This is a genomic window from Gemmatimonadota bacterium (assembly GCA_021295815.1).
Classification (GTDB): domain Bacteria; phylum Gemmatimonadota; class Gemmatimonadetes; order Longimicrobiales; family Gaopeijiaceae; genus JAGWBQ01.
The window spans coordinates 87,736-110,922 of record JAGWBQ010000013.1; the positions used below are offsets into that span (position 1 = coordinate 87,736).

General features: G+C 66.9%; 18 protein-coding genes. All 18 read left to right on the top strand.

The window, feature by feature from the left end; genetic code table 11:
- The first annotated feature begins 7 nt into the window (after window positions 1-7).
- The gene (locus J4G12_07170) at window positions 8-2,107 is read left to right on the top strand and encodes a TonB-dependent receptor plug domain-containing protein (protein MCE2455590.1); all 2,100 of its coding nucleotides are present in this window, start codon (window positions 8-10) and stop codon (window positions 2,105-2,107) included.
- A gap of 50 nt (window positions 2,108-2,157) precedes the next feature.
- Window positions 2,158-3,483: an aminopeptidase P N-terminal domain-containing protein gene (locus J4G12_07175; protein MCE2455591.1), complete on the top strand. Its 1,326-nt coding sequence runs from the start codon at window positions 2,158-2,160 to the stop codon at window positions 3,481-3,483.
- Window positions 3,480-4,367 carry a hypothetical protein gene (locus J4G12_07180; protein MCE2455592.1) on the top strand — a complete coding sequence of 296 codons (888 nt, stop codon included), beginning with the start codon at window positions 3,480-3,482 and terminating at the stop codon, window positions 4,365-4,367. The genes J4G12_07175 and J4G12_07180 overlap by 4 nt, the downstream gene beginning before the upstream one ends.
- Before the next feature lie 137 nt (window positions 4,368-4,504).
- Window positions 4,505-5,137 (top strand): (2Fe-2S)-binding protein, encoded by a 633-nt coding sequence (locus J4G12_07185; GenBank protein ID MCE2455593.1) that lies wholly within the window; start codon window positions 4,505-4,507, stop codon window positions 5,135-5,137.
- 173 nt (window positions 5,138-5,310) lie between these two features.
- Entirely contained in the window at window positions 5,311-7,701 is a 2,391-nt protein-coding gene (locus J4G12_07190) for a xanthine dehydrogenase family protein (GenBank protein MCE2455594.1), read from the top strand.
- Window positions 7,702-7,714: 13 nt separating this feature from the next.
- Entirely contained in the window at window positions 7,715-8,728 is a 1,014-nt protein-coding gene (locus tag J4G12_07195) for an FAD binding domain-containing protein (GenBank protein MCE2455595.1), read from the top strand.
- A 148-nt stretch (window positions 8,729-8,876) separates the two neighbouring features.
- Window positions 8,877-9,734, top strand: coding sequence for a cytochrome b/b6 domain-containing protein (locus J4G12_07200; protein ID MCE2455596.1), 858 nt, complete (start codon window positions 8,877-8,879; stop codon window positions 9,732-9,734).
- Window positions 9,735-9,740: 6 nt separating this feature from the next.
- Window positions 9,741-10,157, top strand: a complete 417-nt coding sequence (locus tag J4G12_07205) for a hypothetical protein (protein ID MCE2455597.1) — start codon at window positions 9,741-9,743, stop codon at window positions 10,155-10,157.
- Window positions 10,158-10,280: 123 nt separating this feature from the next.
- Window positions 10,281-10,844, top strand: coding sequence for a hypothetical protein (locus J4G12_07210; GenBank protein MCE2455598.1), 564 nt, complete (start codon window positions 10,281-10,283; stop codon window positions 10,842-10,844).
- Window positions 10,844-12,082, top strand: coding sequence for a mechanosensitive ion channel family protein (locus tag J4G12_07215; protein ID MCE2455599.1), 1,239 nt, complete (start codon window positions 10,844-10,846; stop codon window positions 12,080-12,082). The genes J4G12_07210 and J4G12_07215 overlap by 1 nt, the downstream gene beginning before the upstream one ends.
- A 9-nt stretch (window positions 12,083-12,091) precedes the next feature.
- A complete protein-coding gene (nrfD, locus tag J4G12_07220; protein ID MCE2455600.1) occupies window positions 12,092-13,750 on the top strand; it encodes a polysulfide reductase NrfD in 1,659 nt (552 codons plus the stop codon).
- The gene (locus J4G12_07225) at window positions 13,747-16,692 is read left to right on the top strand and encodes a molybdopterin-dependent oxidoreductase (GenBank protein ID MCE2455601.1); all 2,946 of its coding nucleotides are present in this window, start codon (window positions 13,747-13,749) and stop codon (window positions 16,690-16,692) included. The genes nrfD and J4G12_07225 overlap by 4 nt, the downstream gene beginning before the upstream one ends.
- A complete protein-coding gene (locus J4G12_07230; GenBank protein ID MCE2455602.1) occupies window positions 16,689-17,645 on the top strand; it encodes a molecular chaperone TorD family protein in 957 nt (318 codons plus the stop codon). The genes J4G12_07225 and J4G12_07230 overlap by 4 nt, the downstream gene beginning before the upstream one ends.
- Window positions 17,642-19,279 carry a SulP family inorganic anion transporter gene (locus J4G12_07235; GenBank protein MCE2455603.1) on the top strand — a complete coding sequence of 546 codons (1,638 nt, stop codon included), beginning with the start codon at window positions 17,642-17,644 and terminating at the stop codon, window positions 19,277-19,279. The genes J4G12_07230 and J4G12_07235 overlap by 4 nt, the downstream gene beginning before the upstream one ends.
- A gap of 124 nt (window positions 19,280-19,403) precedes the next feature.
- Window positions 19,404-19,697, top strand: a complete 294-nt coding sequence (locus tag J4G12_07240; protein MCE2455604.1) for a hypothetical protein — start codon at window positions 19,404-19,406, stop codon at window positions 19,695-19,697.
- A gap of 2 nt (window positions 19,698-19,699) precedes the next feature.
- A complete protein-coding gene (locus J4G12_07245; protein MCE2455605.1) occupies window positions 19,700-20,842 on the top strand; it encodes a TonB-dependent receptor in 1,143 nt (380 codons plus the stop codon).
- A gap of 14 nt (window positions 20,843-20,856) precedes the next feature.
- Entirely contained in the window at window positions 20,857-21,978 is a 1,122-nt protein-coding gene (locus tag J4G12_07250; protein MCE2455606.1) for an amidohydrolase family protein, read from the top strand.
- On the top strand, window positions 21,975-23,187 hold a 1,213-nt coding region (locus tag J4G12_07255; GenBank protein MCE2455607.1), incomplete at its 3' end, for a Gfo/Idh/MocA family oxidoreductase. The genes J4G12_07250 and J4G12_07255, both read left to right, overlap by 4 nt.

Below are 23,187 nucleotides of genomic sequence, written 5' to 3' on the forward strand. Positions count from 1 at the left end.
TACGGCGATGCCCCGCTTTTTCCCGTTCTCGGCCCTCCTGGTTCTTACTGCGGTCGGCGCTCCTTCGGTCTCCCTTGCCTCGCAGGAGCCGGACACAGTCGTGGCGGAGGAGCCCGTCATCGAGCTCGACCCCATACTCGTGCAAGTGCTCGGCTCCCCCATAGGCCTGGGGTCGCCCTTTGCGGTGGCAGTCGCGGCGGGCGACGAGCTCACCGGGGCCAACGCGGGCGCACATCTGGAAGAGGCGATCCGCGCGGTGCCCGGCGTTCAGATCCAAAACCGCTTCAACATGGCCGTGGGCGAGCGGTTGTCGGTCAGGGGCCACGGTCCGCGGGCGCAGTTCGGCGTCAGGGGTGTGCGCGTGCTCGTGGACGGCATACCGGCGACGCTCCCGGACGGCCAATCGACGCTCGACCATCTCGATCTCGGCGGACTGGTGCGGGTGGAGGCGCTGCGGGGCCCGGCCGCCTCGGTGTACGGCAACGCCGCCGGCGGAGTGCTTCATCTGAGCACCCTGGACGACGGGAGCGACACGGGTCCGCTTACCCGCGTGCGAGCGGCGGCAGGATCGCACGGTCTCCTCTCGCTGCGGGGCGAGGCGGGCGACGCCTCGGGCGGCACTATCTACCGGATGGCGTACTCGCATCTGGAATACGACGGTTACCGTACCAATCCGGTGGCGAACGACGGCGGCGTCTACGGCGGCGGCAGGCGTTCCGTCGTGAACGCCGTCTGGAGCGCTCCCTTCCGAGGAGGTGTGGTCAAGGCGACCGCGAACGGTGTCGATCTGTCCGCGCTCAATCCCGGCTCACTCTCTCAGACGCTTCTCGACGAAGGAGACCGGCAGGCGTACCGCTTCAACGTGGTGAGCAAGACCGGCAAGGATGTGCGCCAGGGTCAGGGTGGAGTCTCGTGGAACGGCCCTCTGGCATCCACCGACGCCGAATTCGCCGCCTGGGGGATCTGGCGGGACGTCGACAATCCCATTCCCGGACGGGTTATCGACCTGACCCGAGCCGCCGGAGGCTTGAGGGGTCTCACAACTTCGCGTCACGAGACCGGGGGCGGGACCGTTACCCTGGGTGGAGGCGTCGAGTACCACCTCATGGCCGACGACCGCAAGAACTACGGTAACGATGGCGGGACACGCACCGAACTGAGACTCGATCAGGCCGAGAACGTGCAGGCGGCCTCGGTTTTCGGACAGCTTCGCTTCGACGGCCCCGGAGGAGTCTTCTCGGCGCTGGCGGGATTGCGCTACGACCGCATCAGCTTCAGCGCCGAGGATCGCTTCACAGCCGACGGCTTCGACGACTCAGGCTCCCGGGCCATGGACGCGCTCTCGCCGTCGGTCGGCCTGGTCGCCCGGGCCGGCGGCCTCGAGCTCTTCGCGTCGGCGGCACGCTCCTTCGAGACGCCCACGACCTCGGAGCTCGCCAACCGGGTGGACGGCGCCGGGGGCATCAATCCCGATCTGGGACCTCAGCGCGGATTTACCGTCGAAGGCGGATTTCGCGGCGACGCCAGGGGCGGAGCGATCTTCGAGGCGGTCGTCTTCCGCTCGAATCTGACCGACGAACTCGTGCCCTTCGAGGTGCCGAGCGCACCGGGACGTACCTTCTACCGCAATGCGGGAAGCTCGTCGCACTCCGGGGTCGAGCTCTCGCTCAGGGCCCTGCTCGGCGATGTCGGCAGCGTCCGGGTGGCCTACACCATGGTCAGCGCCCGTTTCGACGAGTACGCGCCCGAGGGAAACGACTACTCGGGCAACCACGTGCCGGGGCTCGCGCCGGATCGGCTCGATGCGGTGGTGTCGACGGGATCGGGCCCGGTGTTCGGGGAGCTGCGGGCGCTCTACCAGGGCAAGGTGCCCGTGGACGACGCCGGTGAACACAGCTCTCCCGCCTTTCTGACAGCCGATCTCCGTCTGGGCCTGGACGATTTCGAGACAGGCAGGATCGGCTTTTCTCCCTTCCTCGCCGTCACCAACATCCTCGACCGATCCTACAACAGCTCCGTGGTCGTGAACGCCTTCGGCAGCCGCTACTTCGAACCCGGCCCGGGGCGGACGTTTTCGGTAGGTCTCGAGATGGATCTCGGGAGGTAAGGGGAGCCCCGGCTGACGGACGGCCCGAGCCGCGCGGACGGTCCCTGACGATGGACGACGCCTACGGTCGCAGAAGGCGCGCGGCGTTCGGCGCCCTTGGGGATGGGGTCATGGTGCTGCCGGCGGCGCCCCCGCTGATTCGCTCGCGAGACGTGGAGCTGCGCTACCGCCCTGACAGCGAGCTCCACTATCTGACCGGCTTCGCCGAACCGGGAGCGGTCGCCGTTCTCGTCGGGGGCGAACGACCGCGTTTCGTTCTATTCGTCACTCCACCGAACGACCGCTCGGAGCTTTGGGAGGGCCACAGGCTTACGCCGGAGGAGGCCGGGGCTCTCCACGGGGCCGACGAGTGCCATCCCGTCGCCGAGGTCGGAGAGCGCTTGCCGGCCCTCCTGGACGAAGCCGATCCCATCTTCTTCAGAGTCGGACCGTCCGCCGAGGGCGTAACGTCTCCCGCGAGTCGTCCCACCGTCTGGATGCAGGTGGCCGCGGCCCTGGGGCGAGCGCGAACCGCCGGACAGAGGAGCGGTACCGGCCCGCGCTCGGTCGTCGATCCGGGCGAGATCCTCGACGGGCTCCGTCTGCTCAAGGATGCGAGCGAGGTCGCCCTGATCCGACGGGCGGTACGTGCGAGCGCGACCGGGCATAGGGCGGCGGCACGGGCGATCGGTCCCGGCGTCTCGGAGCGAGTGATCGAAGGCGTGCTCGAAGGAGCGTTCCGCAAGGAAGGCGCGGAGGGTTCGGCCTTCGCTCCCATCGTCGCTTCGGGCGCCAACGCCCTCGTCCTCCACTACTCCGCCAACCATCGCGCGATGAGGGACGGCGAGCTCGTGCTCGTCGACGCGGGCGCGGAGGTCGGGCGCTATGCAGGCGATCTCACTCGCACCTGGCCGGTGAACGGACGTTTCACGACGCCGCAACGCGAGGCCTACGAGGTCGTGCTCGAGGCGAGAGAGGCCGCACTCGCGGCGGTCTCGCCCGGCCGGCCCGTGTCGGATGTGCACGACGCCGCAGTCTTCGCGATCACATCCGGGCTCGTCGGACTGGGTGTTCTTTCCGGAGAGCTCGACGAACTGATCGGCGCCGAAGCCTGCAAGCCCTTCTTCCCGCACAACACCACGCACTGGCTGGGGCTGGACGTTCACGATCCGGGCGACTATGCCAGGGGCGGAGAGTCGCGAAGGCTGGAGGCGGGGATGGTCCTGACGGTCGAGCCCGGCCTCTACTTTCCGCGCGGCGCCTCCCCGGAGCGATACGCCGGCATCGGGATCCGGGTGGAAGACGACGTCTTGGTGACCGTGAAGGGGCCCGAGGTGCTATCGGCGGGGCTGCCGGTAGCTGCCGACGAGGTGGAAGCGATGGTCGGAGAGGTATGAACGAGCCCCTGGACACCGCGACCGGCAGGATCGCGCCCGGCGGCGCCCTACTCCTGGAGCGACTGCGTTCGTCGGAGCCTTTCACGGCGGTCGAGCTCCGTCCCCCTTCCTCCGGGCTCGGGCGCGAGGAGGCGATCGAATCCTGGATAGACTTCCACCACGCGCTCGGCGCACTCTCGCGGCGCGGCATCTTCACCTTCCTGACCGACAACGCCGTCGGCGTCGCCGAGGAGGAGAGCCTGACCCATGTGGCGGCCAACCTCGACTCCGCTGTCGACGTCCGCCATATCGTCCCCATTCTGACCGCGAAGCACACCCTCGACTACTGTATCACCTTCTTTGCGAGGGCGGCGGCGAGCGGTATCGACGCGGTAACGGTGACCGGAGGCGACCGCAACGTCGGCCCGCCCCGGTGCGTGGCCCACGGAAGCGACCTGCGCGCCTTGGCGAGGGAGATGTTTCCCGGCCTCGCCCTCGGCGGCTGGCTCAATCCGCACAAGCCCGCCGACCATCAGATCCCGCCTTTGGTCGACGAGTCCTCGCGGGCCGACTTCGCACTCGCCCAGATCGTCTCTCACCACTCGCTTCGGGAGGCGGAAAGCTTGCTGGAGGCGCTGGAACGAGCCGGTCTGGACATTCCCGTAGTCTTCGGCGTCTTCCATTACCGAAGCGGCAATCCTCGCACCTTGGAGACTCTCGGCCGCTACTTTCCGGTGCCCGCGCAGGCGATCACGCGTGAGTTCGAAGCGGGCGCGACTCCGGACGACCTCTGTGCGCGAACACTTCGAGCGCTCGGTTCGATCGGGGCGGACAAGGCGTATGTGAGCAACCTCTCCGCCAGACAAGCCGCCGGCAGGCTGAGACGTATCCTCGAGATGGTGTGAACGTGAAGCTCACCTGACACCGTGCGGCCATCTCCTCCAGCCGGGAATCCGGTCCGCCTATGGCGCAAACACCCCTCAGCCCCTATCTTGCGAGCGAGACGTCGACGACCGGCCCAACCAAAACGACGAGGCCCTCCATGACCGAGACCGCAGCAGCCGAAGCGCAACGATCACGCCTCTCGCGACGCACCTTCATCAAGGGAGTGATCGCCGTAGGGGCGACGAGCTCCACCACCGCGAGCTACCTGGGCAGACCCGGGCTCGCCGCCGGCCAGAGCCTTCCGGGATCGGTGGAACGGCTGATCACGCTGCGGGTGAACGGCCAGGACCGGCGGGTCGACGTGCTGCCCAACGAGACGCTGGCGATGACGCTCCGCTACCGCCTCAACCTCACCGGCACCAAGCTGGGCTGCGACCGGGCGGAGTGCGGCGCCTGCACCGTGATGATCGACGACCTGAACCATTACTCGTGCTCCATGCTCGCGCACCAGGTCCGAGGCAGGGAGGTCACCACCGTCGAGGGGCTGGAGGATCGGGCCACCGGAGCCTTGAATCCGGTACAGCAGGCGGTCTTGGAGGGCGGCGGCTTCCAGTGCGCCTTCTGCGCCCCGGGTTTCATCATGAGCATGACCGCGATGCTGGAGGAGAACCCGAGCCCGAGCCGGGCCGAGGCCGCCGAAGCTCTCTCCGGCAACCTCTGCCGCTGCGGTGACTATTCGAAGATACTCGACTGCGCGATGCGGGCGGCCGAACTCGCTCGCGGAGCCTAGCAGCCCGTGGACGAAGCCTCCCCACGGCAGCACGCCGCCGCATCCGCGCCGGACGCTGCGCTCGGTGTTGCTCTTCGGGCGAAGAGCGGCGCTATTCGTCCCTCATCGCGCCTCGACGGCGCGGCGTTTCGTCGCTCCCGCGAGCTTCACCACGGACTGCTAGGAGGTTCGACATGGCCGAGAAGCTGATAGGAAAGGACATTTCACCCCCCGACCTCGTCGCCAAGATCACCGGACGCGCCAGGTACGCCGAGGACTTCCGTCCGCCCAACCTCGCCTTCCTCAAACTCCTGCTCAGCCCGATGCCGCACGGGCGCGTGCGCTCAGTGGACACCAGCCGAGCCGAGCGTCTGCCGGGTTTCCTGGGCGTGCTCCGGGCCGACGAGGTTCCGCAGCGGGAGGGCCCCAGAGAGGCCGCGCTCACCGACGAACCCCGCTACGAAGGCGAGCCAGTGCTGGGCGTCGCCGCAGAGACCGAGGAGATAGCGGCCGAGGCGATCGAGCTCATCGAGGTGGAATTCGAATCGCTGCCCTGGGTCGTCGACCCGCTCGATTCGCTGCGTCCCGGCGGGCCCAACGCCTACCTGGACGGCAACCGCTTCACCGAGGACGGCTGGACCGATTTCAAGTGGAGCGCCGAGGACTTCGACCGGATCGACTCCGGCGAGTTTCCGGAGTCCGCGGAAGGGCTCAGCGAGTGGTCGAAGGGCGACACCGAGGCCGCCTTCGCCGAGTCCGACCTGATCCTGACCGAGACCGTCGTCCACCAGTCGGTCACCCACCACCCCATGGAGCCCCGCTCCAACATGGCGTACTGGGAGAACGGAAGGCTCCACGCCCACGTCTCCACCCAGAGCGCCCAGAGGACGAAGTTCTCGCTCGCCGGGCAGCTCGACATGGAACCCGAAGACGTCGTTCTCGTGGCCGAGTACTGCGGCGGCGGATTCGGTTCCAAGATCGCGGGCACGAACGTGATGATTCTCCCGGCGCTCATGTCCCGGAAGATCGGCAGGCCGGTCATGCACCGGGTGACCCGGTACGAGGAGACCTCCTACGGGCGCGCCCGCCCCGGCTTCCAGGGCTGGGTCAGGATGGGCTTCCTGGCAAGCGGCAAGTGCAACGCTCTCGATCTCCTCCTGGTGGAGGAGGGAGGCGCGTACGGCTCGGGCGACAACGGTACCGCCGGCATGGTCGCGGATCTCGTCTACACGCCCCGGAACATGCGTTTCAGGGCCGTGTCGCCTTACACCAACACCTCACCAAAGACCGCGCAGCGAGGCCCCGGCGGCGCTCAGATCGTGGCCATGCTCGAGCCCATCCTCGAAAAGGCGGCTCGCGAGCTCGACGTGGACCGGCTGGCCATCAGGCGGATCAACGCCCCGGGTCCCGATGTCCGCTTCGGTCCCCGCGATACCGCCCTTACCAGCGTCTTCGCCAAGGAGGCGCTCGACCGCGGAGCCGAGCTCTTCGACTGGGAGGCCAAGGCCGCACTTTCGGGAACCCGGGACGGCAGCAGGGTGACCGGCGTCGGCATCGGCCTCTCTCCCTACACGGCGGGCTCCAGGGGCTTCGACGGCCTCCTCCTCATTCGGCCGGACGGCAGGCTTTACGTCCACCAGGGGATAGGTAATCTCGGCACCCACTCCATCGCGGACACCGCCCGCCCGGCCGCCGAGGTCCTTGGCCTCGACTGGGATCAGGTCGAGATAGTCTGGGGCGACACGAGCAGGGGCGTGCCCAGATCATCCGTGCAGGCGGGCTCGCAGACCACGCACGCCCACACCCGGGCCAATCACGCGGCGGCGATCGACGCCCGAGACAAGATCCGCCGGATCGCGGCGGGCGCGCTCGGCGGCTCCCCCGGCCAATACGTCCTCGACGGCGGCCGAGTATCGGGGCCCGGCGGCTCCATGTCGTTCGCCGAGGTCGCGACCCGGGCGGTTCGGCTCGGCGGAGCATTCGACGGTTCCGAGCTTCCCGAGAATATCCATGCGACAACCGTCCCCGCCGCCGCCTCCCTAGCCGGCGAAGGACTCATGGGCGTCGCCCGGGACGAATACGGCGGGGAAGGCTCGATCTACTCCTGGGTCGCGGGCTTCGCCCAGGTCGAGGTCGACCACGAGACCGGAGCGATCCACCTCAAGGAGTATGTCGGCGTAGCCGACTGCGGTACCGTGCTCCATCCGCGCTCGCTCGGAGCCCAGGTCCTCGGAGGAAGCATCCAGGGCATGGGCATGGCCACGCTCCAGCGCTGGGTCTTCGATCCGCGTTACGGGATGCCGTTTGCCAAGCGACTCTACACCGCCCGTCCACCGGGCATGCTCGACGTGCCGCTCGACCTCAAGTGGGACGCGGTCGACGAACCCGATCCGCAGACCCCGGTAGGGGCCAAGGGCATAGGCGAACCTCCGGTCGGAGCCGGGGCGGCCGCCCTCGCCTGCGCGGTCGCCGACGCCATTGGAGGACGCTGTCTCTGTCGCACTCCGCTCACCCCGGACCTGATTCTCGCCGAGCTCGAGGGGCGCGCGTCGCCCTTCGGTCCGCTCGACCAGCACGTAGGCTGAGGAGGAAGTAACCATGGCCATCATCAGGGACATGATCCCGTCGTTCGATCTCTTCCAACCCACCGAACTGGACGCGACTCTCGCCCTCCTTGCCGAGCACGGTGACGACGCCTGGATCATCGCGGGCGGCCTCGACAGTTACGACTGGCTGAAGGACCGCATCAAGCGACCGACCGCCGTGGTGGACATCGGCGGCGTCGCCGAGCTGAACGGCGTGAACGACGCCGAGGGAGGCGGGCTCGACATTGGGGCGATGACGACCCTGACCGATCTCGTCCGAGACAGACGGGTCGGCGCCTCCTACGCCCTTCTCGCAGAGGCGGCCGGTCACGTGGCGACACCGCAAATCCGCCACCAGGGCACCATCGGCGGCAACCTCGCCCAGGACACCCGCTGCTGGTACTATCGCAGCGGCTGGCCCTGCTACCGCGCCGAGGGCAACACCTGCTACGCCTCCTCCAGCCAGAGCATGAACCGCGAACACTGCATCATGGGGCGCAGTCGGTGCGTCGCGGTGAATCCGTCGGACACGGCCCCCGCGCTGATCGCGCTCGACGCGAAGCTGACCGTGCTGCGCGAAGGCAGGGGAGAGCCGAAGGCGGAGATCTACGACGCCGAGGACTTCTTCATCGGCCCGGCCACCGACATCACGCGAATGACGGTCATGCGGCCGGGAGACCTCCTCTCCGCCATTCACCTTCCCGACTACTGGGCTGGGGCGACCCACTACTACGAGAAGGTGCGCGATCGCAACTCCTGGGATTTCTCGCTCGTGACCGTGGCGGCCGCCTTCAAGGTCAGCGACGGAGTCATCCGCGACGCTCGGATATCCGTCAACGGAGTCGCGCCCTTCCCAGTGCGAGCCACCGCCGCCGAACGCATAGCCACCGACACCGGCGGCGGCGAGGCCGTCGCGACCGAGGCCGGAGAAGCGGCGGTCGCCGGTGCGCGCGCTCTCAGACACAACGACTTCAAAATTCCTCTCATGCGCAACCTGGTGCGGCGAGCCGTGAGGAGCGCCGTCTAGCAGCCCATGGACAACGTCTCCCACGGCAGCACGCCGCTGCATCCGCGCCGGACGACGCTTCGCTCGTTGTCGCTCTTCGGGCGAATAGCGGCGCTATTCATTCCGCATCGCGTGTTGCCGGCGCGGCGCTTCGCCACGGGCTTCTAAGATGGAGCTCTGGCGTCGAGCGCAGGGCCCCTGGGGCCAGGACATGGTGGTGGGCGTGTCGTGGGATCTCATGTGGCTGGCCATATTCGTGGCGGCCCTCTTCCTGGTGGCGCATGCCGCCTGGGTCTGGTGGCGGGGTCGCGCAAGCGGAGTGACCGAGGGTGACCCGGAACCCGACCCATCCGCGGAAGGCCTTCCCGAACGAGTGACCCGCCACTCGGCGGCATCGAGAATATTCCACTGGACCATGTCCGCGTCCATGCTCGTCCTCCTGGTCACCGCGTTCGGACCGGTGCTCGGGTGGCGGTTTCCCTGGTTGACCATCCATTGGGTGTCCGGCGTCGTGCTCCTGGGGACCGTGCTCTTCCACATCGTGCACGCGCTCGGTCGCGGGCGCTTCCTGGAGATGATGAGGATCGGGCTTTCGGAAGGCATGGCGATGATGCGCCACGCGGCATCGAGCAAGGCGCCTCCACCCCCGAAGCCGGGTAAATATCCCTTCGATCACCGCCTTTTCCACCACGCTATCGTGGTCGTGGGGATGGGAGTGATCGTCACGGGCGTCTTGATGACCTTCAGGATCGACACCTGGTTCTGGGACGCGAACCCGTACTTCCTGCTCTCGGACGGGCTCTGGTCGGTGGTTTATGTCGTGCACGGACTCTGCGGGGTGGCCCTGATCTTTCTGACCGCGGCTCACATCTACTTCGCGCTCCGCCCGGACAAGTTATGGCTTACCTGGGCCATGGTCAGAGGCTGGATCGATCGAGACCGCTTCGTGGAGCACTACGACCCGGACAAGTGGGTCGTCCCCGGGGCCGGGTCGCAGGAGAGGTCGCCGGCCGACGGATCCGGTTAGCCGTCGGTGGTCGAACTCCCGGTCGCTTCGCCCGCCGCCGGCGGTGTGCGCGAGCGCATAGACGCCATCGAGTCCGGATACGAGTTTCTCATGGCGTACGCGGCTCAGGGATTGAAGACTGACGCGGGATCGAAGTCGGGAGGCGAGCTGCGCGCACAGCTCGCCATGCTGGAGGAGGCCGTGAGCGGTATCGCGAAGTCTTTGCGGGAAGGGGTGGCGGAAAGAGACGACGCCAAGGCTGCCCTCGCCCTCGTCCGGGTCGTCGAACGAGATGCTCGAGCAAGTCTCGCGGCCCTGCGCCTGGTGAGCTCGCAGGGCGCCGTCAGCTCGCAGCTCGTCGACAATCTGAACGCGAACGTGCACTTCCGGGCCCTCCTCACCGGCCTCTTCCTGCTGGACGAAGTGCTCGATCCGCTGGTATGACGGGTCGGTCGAGGCACGTTGAATAGGGTTGGCGTTAGCTTTACCCGGTTGAGGCGGCCGAATCCGGTCACTGGCCGCCGCGAATTCGATTCAAGGGCCGATCTCCGTTCTTCACGAAGGACCATGCTAGACGATCTGGGCAATCTGGGAGAGTTTCTCGGTGCGACCGGGGTCATAGTCTCCCTCTTTTTCGTCGTGCGGCAGATGAAGCAGAACGCGTTGCAGATGCGCCATAACACGCGGACGGTGCGGGCTGCGGCTTTCAACTCCATGGTCGAGAACTCCATGCGGCTGCTGGAGCACGTTTTCCGCAACCGGGAGCTCGCCGAGTTTCTCGCCAAGGTGGCGGAGGACCCGGACGGGTTGAGCGAGGCCGACAGGCTGCGCTGGGACTCCTACATGACGACCGTCTACCGCCACTTCGGCAACCTGCTCTACCAGTGGGAAGTGGGCGCGATAGAGACGAAGCTCTGGGAATCCTACCTGCGTTCTCTCAAGGACCACCTCCGCGACCCGTCTTGGGCGAATTGGTACATGGAGAACTCCCACCTGTTCGACGAGAGACTCGCCGACGTGGTCCGGAGCTTGCTTGGAGAGCTGGCCGACGAAGGCATCCCCCACGCGGTCGCATGGCGGGAGCAGGGAAGCACTCTCGGATTTCGGGCCGCGGTCGAGAAATTGGGGTGATGGAGAGGCCCTCTTTCGGAATCGAGACGCTGAGCGGCTGGTGGGACGCGGCCGTCTCGTATGCGGTGCCGAGGCTGCCCGAGACGCTCGCACTGCTCCTCGGAGGCGTTCTCGCGGTCTGGGTCGCCCGCAAGACGCTTAAACGAGTCCAGCGGCAAGTCGTCAACCGCACCGAGACCAGGCTCGACGACCACATTCTGTATTTCCTGCACTCGGCGATCTCTTTTTCGATTTTCGGCGTGTCCGCTTGGCTCCTCATCCATATCCTGGCGCCGGACGGTCCTGCCGGGGAGGCCCCACGCGCGGCCACCTGGGTGGTGGCGCTCTGGGTCGGCGGACTCTTCTTCCCGCTCAGCAGGTTCGTGGGAGACGTCCTGACCGAGCTGCAGGGAAAGCTGATCGAGCGCACCGACAACACCTTCGACGAGACCGCGATGCCGCTCGTCATCCGCACCGTCAAGGTCCTTGTCCTCGGCGTCGGGGTCGTTATCGCGCTCGACCTGATGGGGCTCAACATCGGCCCGTTGCTCGCCGGCGCCGGCGTCATGGGGCTCGCTCTCTCCCTGGCGGCCAAGGACACCCTCTCCAACCTGATCGCCGGGGTGCTGCTCATCATGGACCGTCCATTCCACGTGGGCGACCGCATCGAGCTCTGGACCGCTCCCAACGAGACCGGAACGTGGGGCGACGTGATCGAGGTCGGACTGCGCGCCACCAAGATCCGCAACCCGGACAACCTCGTGGTCGTGGTTCCGAACAATCTCATCATGCAGCGCGACATCGTGAACTATACGATGACCGGGGATCACATACGTCTGCGCATCCCCTTTTCGGTGGCTTACGAGTCCGATATCGAAAAGGCCAAGCGGCTTCTGATCGAGGCGGCGCTCGAGGTGGACGGCGTCCTGGCCGATCCACTGCCTCTGGTCATCGTGCGCGGATTCGGCAACTCCGATGTCCAGATCCAACTGAGGGTCTGGGTCAAGGAAGCGCGGTCGAGGCGCAAGATCGCCGACGAGATAACAGGCAAGGCGCTGACCTCGTTCGCCACCGCAGGTGTGGAGATCCCGTATCCCAAGCGGGAGCTCTGGATCCGCAGCGTTACCGACTCGGATCCGCACCCGTTGCCGGGCAAGCCGGGCGGCGGCCTGCCTGCGCCCTCGCCCACCGGCCCTCACGCACGCCCCTCCCCCTCGGACGCGGTCACGCCAGCCGGTCCGGCATCCCGGGAGGGGTAGGCTACGGCAATGGAGACGGCCCGAACCGAGCGCTGGGCCAAGGTCGTCGACCAGACCAAATGCATCGGCTGTCACGCCTGCACAACGGCTTGCAAGTCGGAAAACGAGGTGCCGCTCTCCGTAACCCGCACCTTCGTCAAGTCGGTGGACGCGGGCCGTTTCCCCAACGCTCGCCGAAGCTTCCAGGTCACCCGCTGCAACCAGTGCGACGCGGCCCCCTGCGTGACGGCATGTCCGACCTCGGCCATGTTTCGCCGTCCCGACGGCATCGTGGACTTCGACAAGTCGGCGTGCATCGGCTGCAAGGCGTGCATAGCGGCTTGTCCTTACGACGCCATTTTCATCAACCCCGACGACCACGCGGCCGAAAAGTGCAACTTCTGCGCTCACCGCCTCGACATCGGGCTCGAACCCGCCTGTGTCGTCGTCTGCCCGACCGGCGCCCTGACAGTAGGAGACATGGACGACCCTGAGTCCGAGGTCGGCCGAATCGTCGCCAGGGAACCCGTCCAGGTGCGCAGGGCCGAGAAAGAGACCCTGCCCAAGCTTTTCTATCTGGGAGCCGGAGAGGTCACCCTCAATCCCCTTGCCGCTGAAAATCCCGGAGGCGACATCTTCATGTGGTCGGACCAGGGAGCGGGTGTCGGCCACCACGTGCCCTCGGGATCGCCGCCTTCGGTGCGACCCGCATCGTCCTCGGGCCCCCGGCTGGAAAATGGACGACGAGGGAACGGACGGGCGCCGGACCGGACCCCCTCCGGCAACGCGAGCTCGGCAGCCGCCGTGATCTCCTACGACGTTCCCCACCGGGCGCCATGGGATTTCCGGGTGAGCGCCTACACTTTCACCAAGTCGCTCGCAGCCGGTGCGTACCTGCTTCCACTCCTTCTCGGCGTCTTCGGGATGATGGGTGCGGACGGCCCCGAAACCGGCTGGAGCAATCCGTTGTGGCTCACCTGGGCGCCGGTGACGGCTCTGGCCTTCCTCCTCGTCACCGCCGGTTTCCTCATCTGGGACCTCGACCGTCCCGCGCGTTTCTGGCTCCTGCTGGTCAGACCGCAGTGGCGGAGCTGGCTGGTCAGGGGCGGGTTCGTCATCACCGGTTTCGGCATCTTGCTCACCCTGCATCTTGCACTGGGTCTGGCCGGACGCCGGGAGCCGACCGTCTGGATCGCCTGGCTGGGGGCTCCGCTCGCGGTCGCGACCGCCGTCTACACCGCATACCTTTTCGCGCAGGCCAAGGCCCGCGACCTCTGGCAGAGCCCACTCCTCGCGCCGCACCTTCTGGTTCAGGCCGCCCTCGCCGGGTCGGCCCTGGCTCTCGTTCTCCTATCGTTGGCGGATTTCCCCGCCGAAGGAGCTATGCTCGTCGGTTCCAAATGGGCGTTCCAGGCTGCCGTCGTCTTCCACGTCGCGCTCGCGTTCGGCGAAGCCACCACGCCCCACCCGACCGCTCACGCCCGGCTCGCCGCCCGCAACATGCTCCGGGCCAGGTACGCCGGCCCGTACTGGACCGGAATGATCGCGACCGTCGCGGGACTCGTGGCGGTTACCGTCACCGCCGGTTCGGGCACGGCCTCGATCATGGGTGCGTGCGCGGCGCTCGTGGGACTCCTGCTCTACGAGCACGCCTATGTCCAGGCGGGGCAGTCGGTACCCTTGGCGTGAAGAGGAAGGCGGAGAGCCCCCAGGAACTGAACGCCCGCGTCTCGGCGGCACGCGCTGAGGTCGAGGCTCGCGGAGAGAGCTTCTATCCGGGCGCTTCCCGCATCCACCTCGCCGCCTATCCTCCCAAGGAGCGCTGGAGCGACTGGGTGGAACTCGATTCCAAGGCCTGGCCCGAACGAAAGGAGAAGCGCTACTCCCTCGTCCCCACGCTCTGCTTCAACTGCGAGGCCGCCTGCGGACTGCTCGCGTACGTGGACAGGGACACTTTCGAGGTGCGCAAGTTCGAGGGCAACCCCGAGCATCCCGGGTCGCGGGGGAGGAACTGCGCCAAGGGTCCCGCCACCATCAACCAGATAACCGACCCGGACCGCATCCTCTACCCGCTCAAGCGCAGCGGTCCGCGCGGCGCCGGCGCCTGGGAGCGCGTCTCCTGGGACGAGGCTCTGGAAGAAATCGCCGCCCGCATACGACGAGCGCTTCTGGAGGAGCGGCACGAAGAGGTGGTCTACCACGTCGGTCGTCCCGGAGAAGACGGCTTCACCGAGCGCATGCTCGCGGCCTGGGGAGTCGACGGGCACAACTCGCACACCAACGTCTGTTCGAGCGGGGCCCGGGCGGGATACCACTGGTGGATGGGCTCGGATCGACCCAGCCCGGACTTCGCCAACGCCGACGTGATCGTGCTCGTGAGCAGTCACCTCGAGACCGGCCACTACTTCAATCCTCACGCTCAGCGCATCATGGAGGGCCGGAAGAAGGGCGCGAAGCTCATCGTCCTCGACACCCGCCTCTCCAATACCTCCACACACGCCGACCACTGGCTCTCTCCCTACCCGGGATCCGAGCCCGCAATTTTCCTCGCCGTCGCCAACTGGATGATCCGCGAGGGTAGATTCGACCGAGAGTTCGTGCGCCGCTGGTGGAATTGGCAGGAGTATATGGCCGAGGTCCGGGGCGAGCCCGATGCGGAATTCGAGGATTTCCTGGCCCAACTGCGCGAACTCTACGGCGAGTTCACCTTCGAATATGCCGCGGCGGAGTCCGGGATCGACGCCCGCGAGCTACGCCGGGTCGCGGAGGTGATCGCGAACGCCGGTACCAGGATGAGCGCCCACAACTGGAGGAGCGCGGGCTCGGGGAACCTGGGCGGCTGGCAGGTGGCGCGCACGCTCACCCTGATCAGCGCGCTGCTCGGAGCCCTGGGGACCGAGGGAGGCACCTTCCCGAACTCCTGGAACAAGTTCGTGCCCATGCCGCCCAAGCTGCCCAAGAGTCCGCCGGGGCACTGGAACGAGCGCATGTGGCCCCGCGAGTACCCGCTCGCGCTCATGGAGATGAGCTTTCTGCTCCCGCACCTCCTTCGCCGCCAGGGAACGCGCATCGACACCTACTTCACCCGGGTCTACAACCCCGTGTGGACCAACCCCGACGGCTTCAGTTGGATGGAGATGCTCTCGGACCCGGCACGCATCGGACTCCACGTCGCCCTCACTCCGACCTGGAACGAGACCGCCTATTTCGCGGACTTCGTCCTGCCCATGGGGCACGCCTCCGAACGTCACGACCTCGTCTCCTACGAGCAGTACGACGGCCAGTGGCTCGGCTTCCGGCAACCGGTGCTGCGCGCGGCTCTGGAACGCGGGGGCGACGGACTCGCCGACACCCGGGCGGCCAATCCCGGTGAGGTCTGGGAGGAGAACGAGTTCTGGATCGATCTGACCTGGCGGATCGACCCTGACGGCTCCCTCGGCGCCCGCGAGTTCTTCGAAGCTCCCGGCAGACCGGGCGAACGGATGACGGTGGACGACTACTACGGCTGGATATTCGAGAACTCCGTGCCCGGACTGCCGGAGGCGGCACGACGCGAGGGGCTGACGCCGCTGGAGTTCATGCGTCGCTACGGCGCCTTCGAGGTTGCAAGCAAGGTGGGGCGGCTTCACGAAAGGGCCGTGGATCCGGCCGAGCTCTTGGACATGCGGGTCGACGACGCCCGGCGCGTCTTCACCGCTGCGCCGGAACCCCCTGGCGCACAGGCGCCGGGGGGAACCAGGCTCGACCCCGACGACGACGGCCGCAGGCGGATCGGGGTCATGGTCGACGGCGAGGTCCTCCAGGGTTGGCCGACGCCCTCGGGCAAGCTGGAATTCTGGTCGCACACCCTCGCCGAATGGGGCTGGCCCGAGCTCGCGCTGCCCACATACGTGAAGAGCCATATCCACCCCGACAGACTCGAAACCGGCCAGGTCCCGCTCATCTCCACCTTCCGGGTCCCGGTTCAGATCCACACCCGCAGCGCCAACTCGAAGTGGCTCGACGAGATCGCCCATTCCAATCCGGTCTGGATACACCCGCAGGACGCGGCGAAGTGGGGTGTGACAGGTACCGGTTCACTGGTGCGGGTCACCACGGAGACCGGCTACTTCGTCGGCAAGGCCTGGGTCACCGAGGGCATTCGGCCCGGGGTCGTGGCGTGCTCCCATCACATGGGCAGGTGGCGTCCCGAGGGACAGCCCGGGCAGCGGCTTGCGACCCGCACGGTGGAGCTCGACCGGAAAGGCGAAGACTGGAGCATCTCGCCGCGCGGAGGTGGCGGTCCTTTCGCTTCCTCCGATCCGGACACCTCGAGGGTGTGGTGGACCGATCTGGGCGCTCACCAGAACCTTACCCACGCCGTGCATCCCGATCCCATTTCCGGCATGCATTGCTGGCACCAGGCGGTGAGGGTCACGCCCGCCCGTCCCGGCGACCGGCAGGGCGACGTGTCGGCGAGCGTCGAGCGAGCGCGCCGGGCCTTCGACGAGTGGCTTAAACTTACCCGCCCGGCGGATCGCCATTCGCCCGACGGCACCCGCAGACCGTGGTGGATGCTGCGCCCGCTGCGCCCGACCCGTTCAGCGTACGACCTGCCGACAGGCGTCGACCAGGTCAAGGTCCTGCCTTGATCGCCGGGGCGGAAGCGACTCCCTCGGCCGGGGTCGCCGCTCGAGCGACGACGGACGCCCGGACCGATACGCCGGTCGAACTGATAAGGGCGCTCGCGGCTCTGACCGACACCCCCGAGAACGCACCCGCCGGCCTCTCCGTTCTGCTCGGCTTCGGTGTCGCTTCGTCGCGGACGGAGCACACTCAGCTCTTCGTATTCGAGCTGCCGCCCTACGCTTCCATCTACCTTGGAGAGGACGGCTGGATAGGGGGGCAGGCTCGTGAGATCATCGCCGGATTCTGGAGGGCGGTAGGGCGCAAGCCGCCTCGGGAACCCGACCACCTTGCCGTTCTCCTAGGACTATACGCGGAACTCGTCCAGGAAGAAGCTGGCGGCGAAGCCCACGCGCGCATGGCGCGTCAGGCGCGCCGGGCCTTGATCGCCGAGCATCTCTCGCCCTGGCTGTTCCCCTACCTCGACGCCGTGGCAGCCGCGAGCGACTCGCCGGTCCATAGGGCCTGGGCCGCGACTCTCGGAGATGTGATCGCCGCCGAGATGCGCGAGCTCAGCGTCGAAGGCGGTGGATCCGAGCTCGACGGGACCGGAGCGTCCATTCACCTGAGACTTACCCGTCCGGTGGAAGCCGCGAATCAGGAGTTTCTGCGCTCCGTCCTTGCACCGATTCGTTCCGGGGCTATTCTTACCAGGCGGGATTTCAGGCTTTTCGCTCGTGAGAGCGGATTGGGGCTGCGGGCGGGTGAGAGGTGCTACATGCTCCGCAATCTGCTGGCCCAGGAACGGACGGCCGTTCTGAACTGGCTTCGAGATCACCACATGCGAGCGGCGGAGGGCCACGAAGTGCGCGGAAAGACAGGAAGCGCTGCAGGAGCGGCGGCCGAACTCGCTCGCAGGGCGCGGCACACGGCCAGGACCCTCCGTGACCTCGCTCGGCAGCGGGACGGCTCCGCATGATCAGCACCACTCGGATCCTCAAGGGGTCGGGCCTAGGCAGCATTCGCAGTCACAATCTGCTAGCGGGCGCGAGCGTGGCGTGTCTGCTCATCCCGCAGTCCATGGCCTATGCCGAACTCGCCGGCCTACCCGTTCAGCTCGGGCTCTACGCGGCGGCCCTCGCTCCCATCGCCGCGTCCGCGCTCGGTTCCTCACCGTACCTTCAGACCGGACCGGTCGCCCTCACGGCCTTGCTGACTCTGGGGGCGGTGGTCCCTTTGGCGGCGTCCGGCTCGGACGAGTACATCGGTCTGGTGGCGCTTCTCGCCCTTGTGGTGGCGTTGGTGCAAGCCGCGATAGGGTTCTTGAGACTGGGCTGGATTTCCTACCTGATGTCGCGGCCGGTCGTCCTGGGCTTCACTTCGGCCGCCGCTATCGTTATCATCGCCACCCAGATACCGTACGCGCTGGGTTCCGCCCCTGAGGAAGAGAGCAACGTCATCGCGGACGCGGTCTGGGTGCTCACCGAGACCTCCAGTTGGGATCCCTACACGGTCCTGATCACCGGCGCGACCATCGCGTTGGTACTGGGTGGGCGAAGGTTGCACCCGCTCCTGCCCGGCGTCCTGGTCGCGGCTGGGTTCGGAATCGCCTCGAAGATGTTCGCGGGATACGACGGCGCCGTGGTGGGCGAGGTACCCGCCGGACTGCCCAGTATCACCTTCGCCCTTCCCTGGGCGAGACTTCCCGACCTGATCGTGCCCGGGGTGGTGATCGCGATCGTGGGATTCGCCGAAGCTTCGTCGATCTCGCGTATCTTCGCCACCGCCACGCGCGAGCGTTGGGACTCCAACCGCGAGTTCATCGGCCAAGGTGTCGCCAACCTGGCCAGCGCGGCGTGCGGCGGCTTTCCCGTTAGCGGGTCGTTCTCCCGCTCCGCTATCAACCGACTTGCGGGGGCAACCTCTCGTTGGAGCGGAGTGGTGACCGGAGCGGCGGTTCTCATCTTTCTCGAGGCGCTCTCGTGGACCATAAGAGGAGAACCGATATTCGCCGACCTGCTCTCCAACCTGCCGCGTGCGGTCCTGGCCGGGGTCGTGATCGCGGCCGTGCTCAACCTTGTCAAACTCGGGGCTCTCGCGAAGGTCGCCACGGCTTCGAGGCAGCAGGCGATCGTGGGTTGGTCCACCTTCGTCGCCACTCTGGTGCTCGCGCCTCGTGTGGATCAGGCGATGATGCTCGGGATAGCCGCGTCGGTCGTCGTCCACTTCTGGGTCGAGCTCTCGCCTGGGCTCGGCGCCGACAGTCGCAAGGACGGTCTGCACCTCGCGCCGACCGGCGTTCTCTGGTTCGGTTCGGCCCAGGCGCTGGTCGACAGGCTCCAGGCCCGTCTCGCCGAGGAAGGATCGGTCAGCAGGGTGGTGATTCACATGGGCGGCCTCGGCTACATCGACCTCACCGGCGCTCTCGCGCTCAAGGAGCTCGCCGCTCAACTCCTGATGACCGGCGTCAAGGTCGAGCTGCACGGTACGCCCGCGCATGCCCGCAAGCTCTTCGCGGGGGCGGGGCTGGAAGAGTACGAGGTACCGGAATCGGTGGCGGAAACGCTGCCGCAGGTGCCCAGCTCGCTCCCCGATTGGGATGCGGAACGATGAGGCCGTCTCCCGCTCAGCCGTCCCGGCAACCCGAGTCTGCGCAACATTGGTCGGCTAATTTCGTAAGACCACTCAGAGCCGCGCCGGAGATCGGTGCGGCGGAGAACGGCCCAAAGGAGGGCGAATGGTAGAACTGATCCTGGCCGGAGCCGTCGCGGTCATCTCTCATGTGTACATCCGTCGCTTCGTGGCGCGCCGGCTGCGTTTCACGCCGGTCGTGCAGAAGCGGAAGGTCGGCTTGGCAGCCAGCATCGTCGTCGGTGGGGCTCTCTTCCTGGTCGGCCAGCCGCTCTTCGCCATTCCATTGGTGACACCATGGCTCGGAACCGGTACCGCATTCGCTCTCGGGGCGGGCGGGGCCACAGGGGTCTGGTACGGGCGCAGGCAGGCCAAGAACCAGAAACTGCTGGAGGACTGAGAGTGACCGATTCCATCCAGGCGGCGCTGCGCCGCTCCGGTTCATCTCTGGAGGTTGTCCGCGGACTGCTGGTCCTCGCTTCCGTTCTCGTCGCTTCTACGGAGGCGCTCGCCGGGCAGACGCAGGATCCGGCGGCCGTCACCGGCGTGGCGGTGCTCAACACCTGCGGCGAGATCACGCCGTCCGACGGCGTGATAGCAGGAGTGGTTCAGGACATGGAGAGCGACATCGTTCTCGGCGGAGCCACCGTCACCGCCGCCTGGCAGATGGAGGGCGAACCTTACCCGTCGTCCGACGCGGTCAGGACCGACAAGGCCGGATTCTTCGTCTTCTGCGGCATCCCCGGCGGGGTCGACGCCGAGCTGAACGTAGAGCTGCTCGAGGTTCACGCCGGCCCCAGAACCATCTTGGTCGAAGCCGGCACCCTCGCCATCGAACGCTTTGAGCTTCCGCTCTCCGACTCCAGGTCTCCCGGCTACGTTACCGGCCAGGTCGTCTCCCGAGTGACCGGCCGAGGCATTCCCAGCGCCCTCGTCACCATTCCCGAGCTCGAAATGAGAACGACCACCAACGAGCAGGGGCTCTTCTACCTCCAGGAGATGCCGTTCGGCGTCTACGAAATGACCGTCCGGCACATCGCCCATGAGAATCGCGAGTTCCCGGTGCGGGTGGCGGGCGGCGTGACCCACAACCTCCACATCGAGCTCGACGAGGATGTAATCGAGCTGGGCGGGATCGAGGTCAGCGTCGAATCGAGACGCTTCTTCATGGATCGCGAGGGGCTCATCTCCCGGATGAACCTCGGCTTCGGCGACTTCTACACCCGCGCCGACATCGAGCGGTTCTCGACCTCAAGCATCGCCGAGCTCCTGGGCAGAACCGCCGGGGTAAGGGTATACGACGGCGGAACGAGTCTCTACATCCGCGGTCGCGTCTGCGTCCCGCTCGTCTTCGTGGACGGGATGCCGTGGCAGCTCGACGACCGCCTCGGACTGAAGGAGCTCTCGACCTACGATGCCGACGCAATCGAGTTCTACAAGGGCACCGCGTCGATCCCTGCCGAGTTCAACTACAGCACCAACGCCACCGGAGAGGTCGGCTGCGGAGCCATCGTGATTTGGACGAAGCGGGGGCGGTCCGGGTAGCGACCGGAGCTGAAGTGGGACCTCACCTGGTCGTCCGCGTCGGCGCATGGGCGCTGCTCCTCGCGTTGGCGCCGCCGATTTCCCACCTCTCGGCGCAGGCGACCCGTGAGCCGAGCGGCTCGGATCCGCAGGCGACCCCGCTCTTTCACGACGTCCACTTCCATCTCACCAACTACGTCCAGAGGGGTATCGACGTCCGCCGATACCTGGAACTGGTCGGAGATCGGGTCGGGCGCACAGCGATGTTCGGCATCCCTCTCCAGCAGAAGTGGGACTGGTTCGTCTCTCGGGAACGGGCTCCGGACTACTATCTGCGGTCGAACGCCTCCCTCTACTACTACTCGTTCGTCGACGCCGTGATCGCGTCCGAGTACCTGAGCCTGTCGGAGGAGGAAAAGAAACGCATCGATCCGATGATCACTGGATTCAACCCGACCGACATGTACGCCTCCGACCATATAGAGCGGGTGCTGCGCACATATCCGGGGGTCTTCGCGGGCATAGGCGAATTCAGCGTGCACAAGGAGTTCGTCTCGCCCAAGGTCACGGGCCACGTCGCCAGTCTGGGGAATCCCGCGCTCGACGAGATTCTCGCCACGGCGGCCGATATCGGACTGGTCGTCATCCTACATTGCGACGTCGACAACGTACGCCCCGGCCCCGACGGCCCCGACCATTTCCACCAACTGCTCGATCTCTTCGAGCGCCACCCCGACGCCAGCCTGATCTGGGCGCACATCGGTCTGGGACGTTTCGTCGGTCCACCCGACGCCTATGTCGAGCTCATCGGCTCCATGCTCGCAGACCCGCGCTACGATCACGTCACTCTGGACATATCGTGGGACGAGGTCGCAAAATACCTGGTGACCCCAGACCGCATCGACGACTGGGCGGATCTCTTCAACCGCCACCCCTCGCGCTTCATTTTCGGGACCGATGCGGTGGCGCCTGCCGATTGGGAGGCCTACTTGACCACCTACGCCATCTACGAGCCTCTCTTCGAGAAGCTGGACCCGGATGTGCGAGTCCGGATCGAGCGAACGAACTACGAGCGCATCTTCGACGCGGCCATTCCAAAGGTGAGGGCATGGGAGAGCCGGCTGCCGGCCCGGCCCGGCGGAGGTTCGCCCCGATGATGAAGGAGTCGCCCCGGGAAATCAGCCGCAGGAGCGCCCTCAGGCTCGGAGTGGCCGGCATGGGCGCGGCCGGGATCGGGAACGCCCTTCTCGCCACCGAGGGCCGCTCGGCGGTCTCGAAGGCCTTGCGCCAGGACCAGGAGCTGGGCCCTGCGCCCGCCCGCCCGTTTGCCGCCGACCCGATGGAAGTCGTGCGCGTCGGGTTCGTCGGCGTGGGAGGCATGGGGGGAGCCCACGTGCGCAACTTCATCCGTCTGGACGGGGTCGAAATCCGTTCGATCTGCGATATCGACGCAGATCGGGCCGGAGAAGTGGCCTCGTGGGTCACGGACGCTCACGAAAATCGGCCCGAGCTCTACACCCGCGGCGAGCGGGACTTCGAGCGCATGTGCGCCGAAGAGGAGCTGGATCTCGTCTTCACCGCGACTCCCTGGGAGTGGCACGTGCCGATCTGTCTGGCCGCGATGGAGAACGGCAAGCACGCGGCCACCGAGGTGCCCGCCGCCTACACGGTGGACGACTGCTGGGCCCTCGTCGAGCATGCCGAGCGCTACGGGCGTCACTGCGTCATGATGGAGAACTGCAACTACGACCGGCCCGAGATGATGGTCTTCCACATGGCGCGCCTCGGAGTCCTGGGCGAGGTTCTCCACGCCGAATGCGGCTATCTCCACGACCTGCGGGCGATCAAGTTTTCGGAATCGGGAGAGGGACTCTGGCGGCGCGCCCACTCGATGACCAGGAACGGCAATCTCTATCCCACCCACGGACTCGGTCCCGTGGCGAACGTCATGGACGTCAACCGCGGCGACCGTCTCGACTACCTCGTTTCCATGAGCTCGCCTTCGCGGGGGCTCCAGGAATGGGCGCGTGAGCACTACCCCGAGGGTCACGCCAAGCGGCGCGAGCGTTACGTCCTCGGAGATGTCAACGTCACCCTGATCCGCACCGTGCGCGGACGCACCATCTACTTGAGCCACGACACCAACCTTCCCCGACCGTATTCGCGCATCCACCTCGTGCAGGGAACCCGCGGGCTCTTCCAAGGCTACCCGAACCGGGTCCACCTCGAGGGGTCCAGCCCCGACCATCGCTGGCAGGACTGGGAAGACCTGCGCGAGGAGTACGACCACCCTCTCTGGAAGGACCTGGAAGAGCGTTCGGCAGGCGCAGGCCACGGCGGGATGGACTACATCGAGGACTACCGCC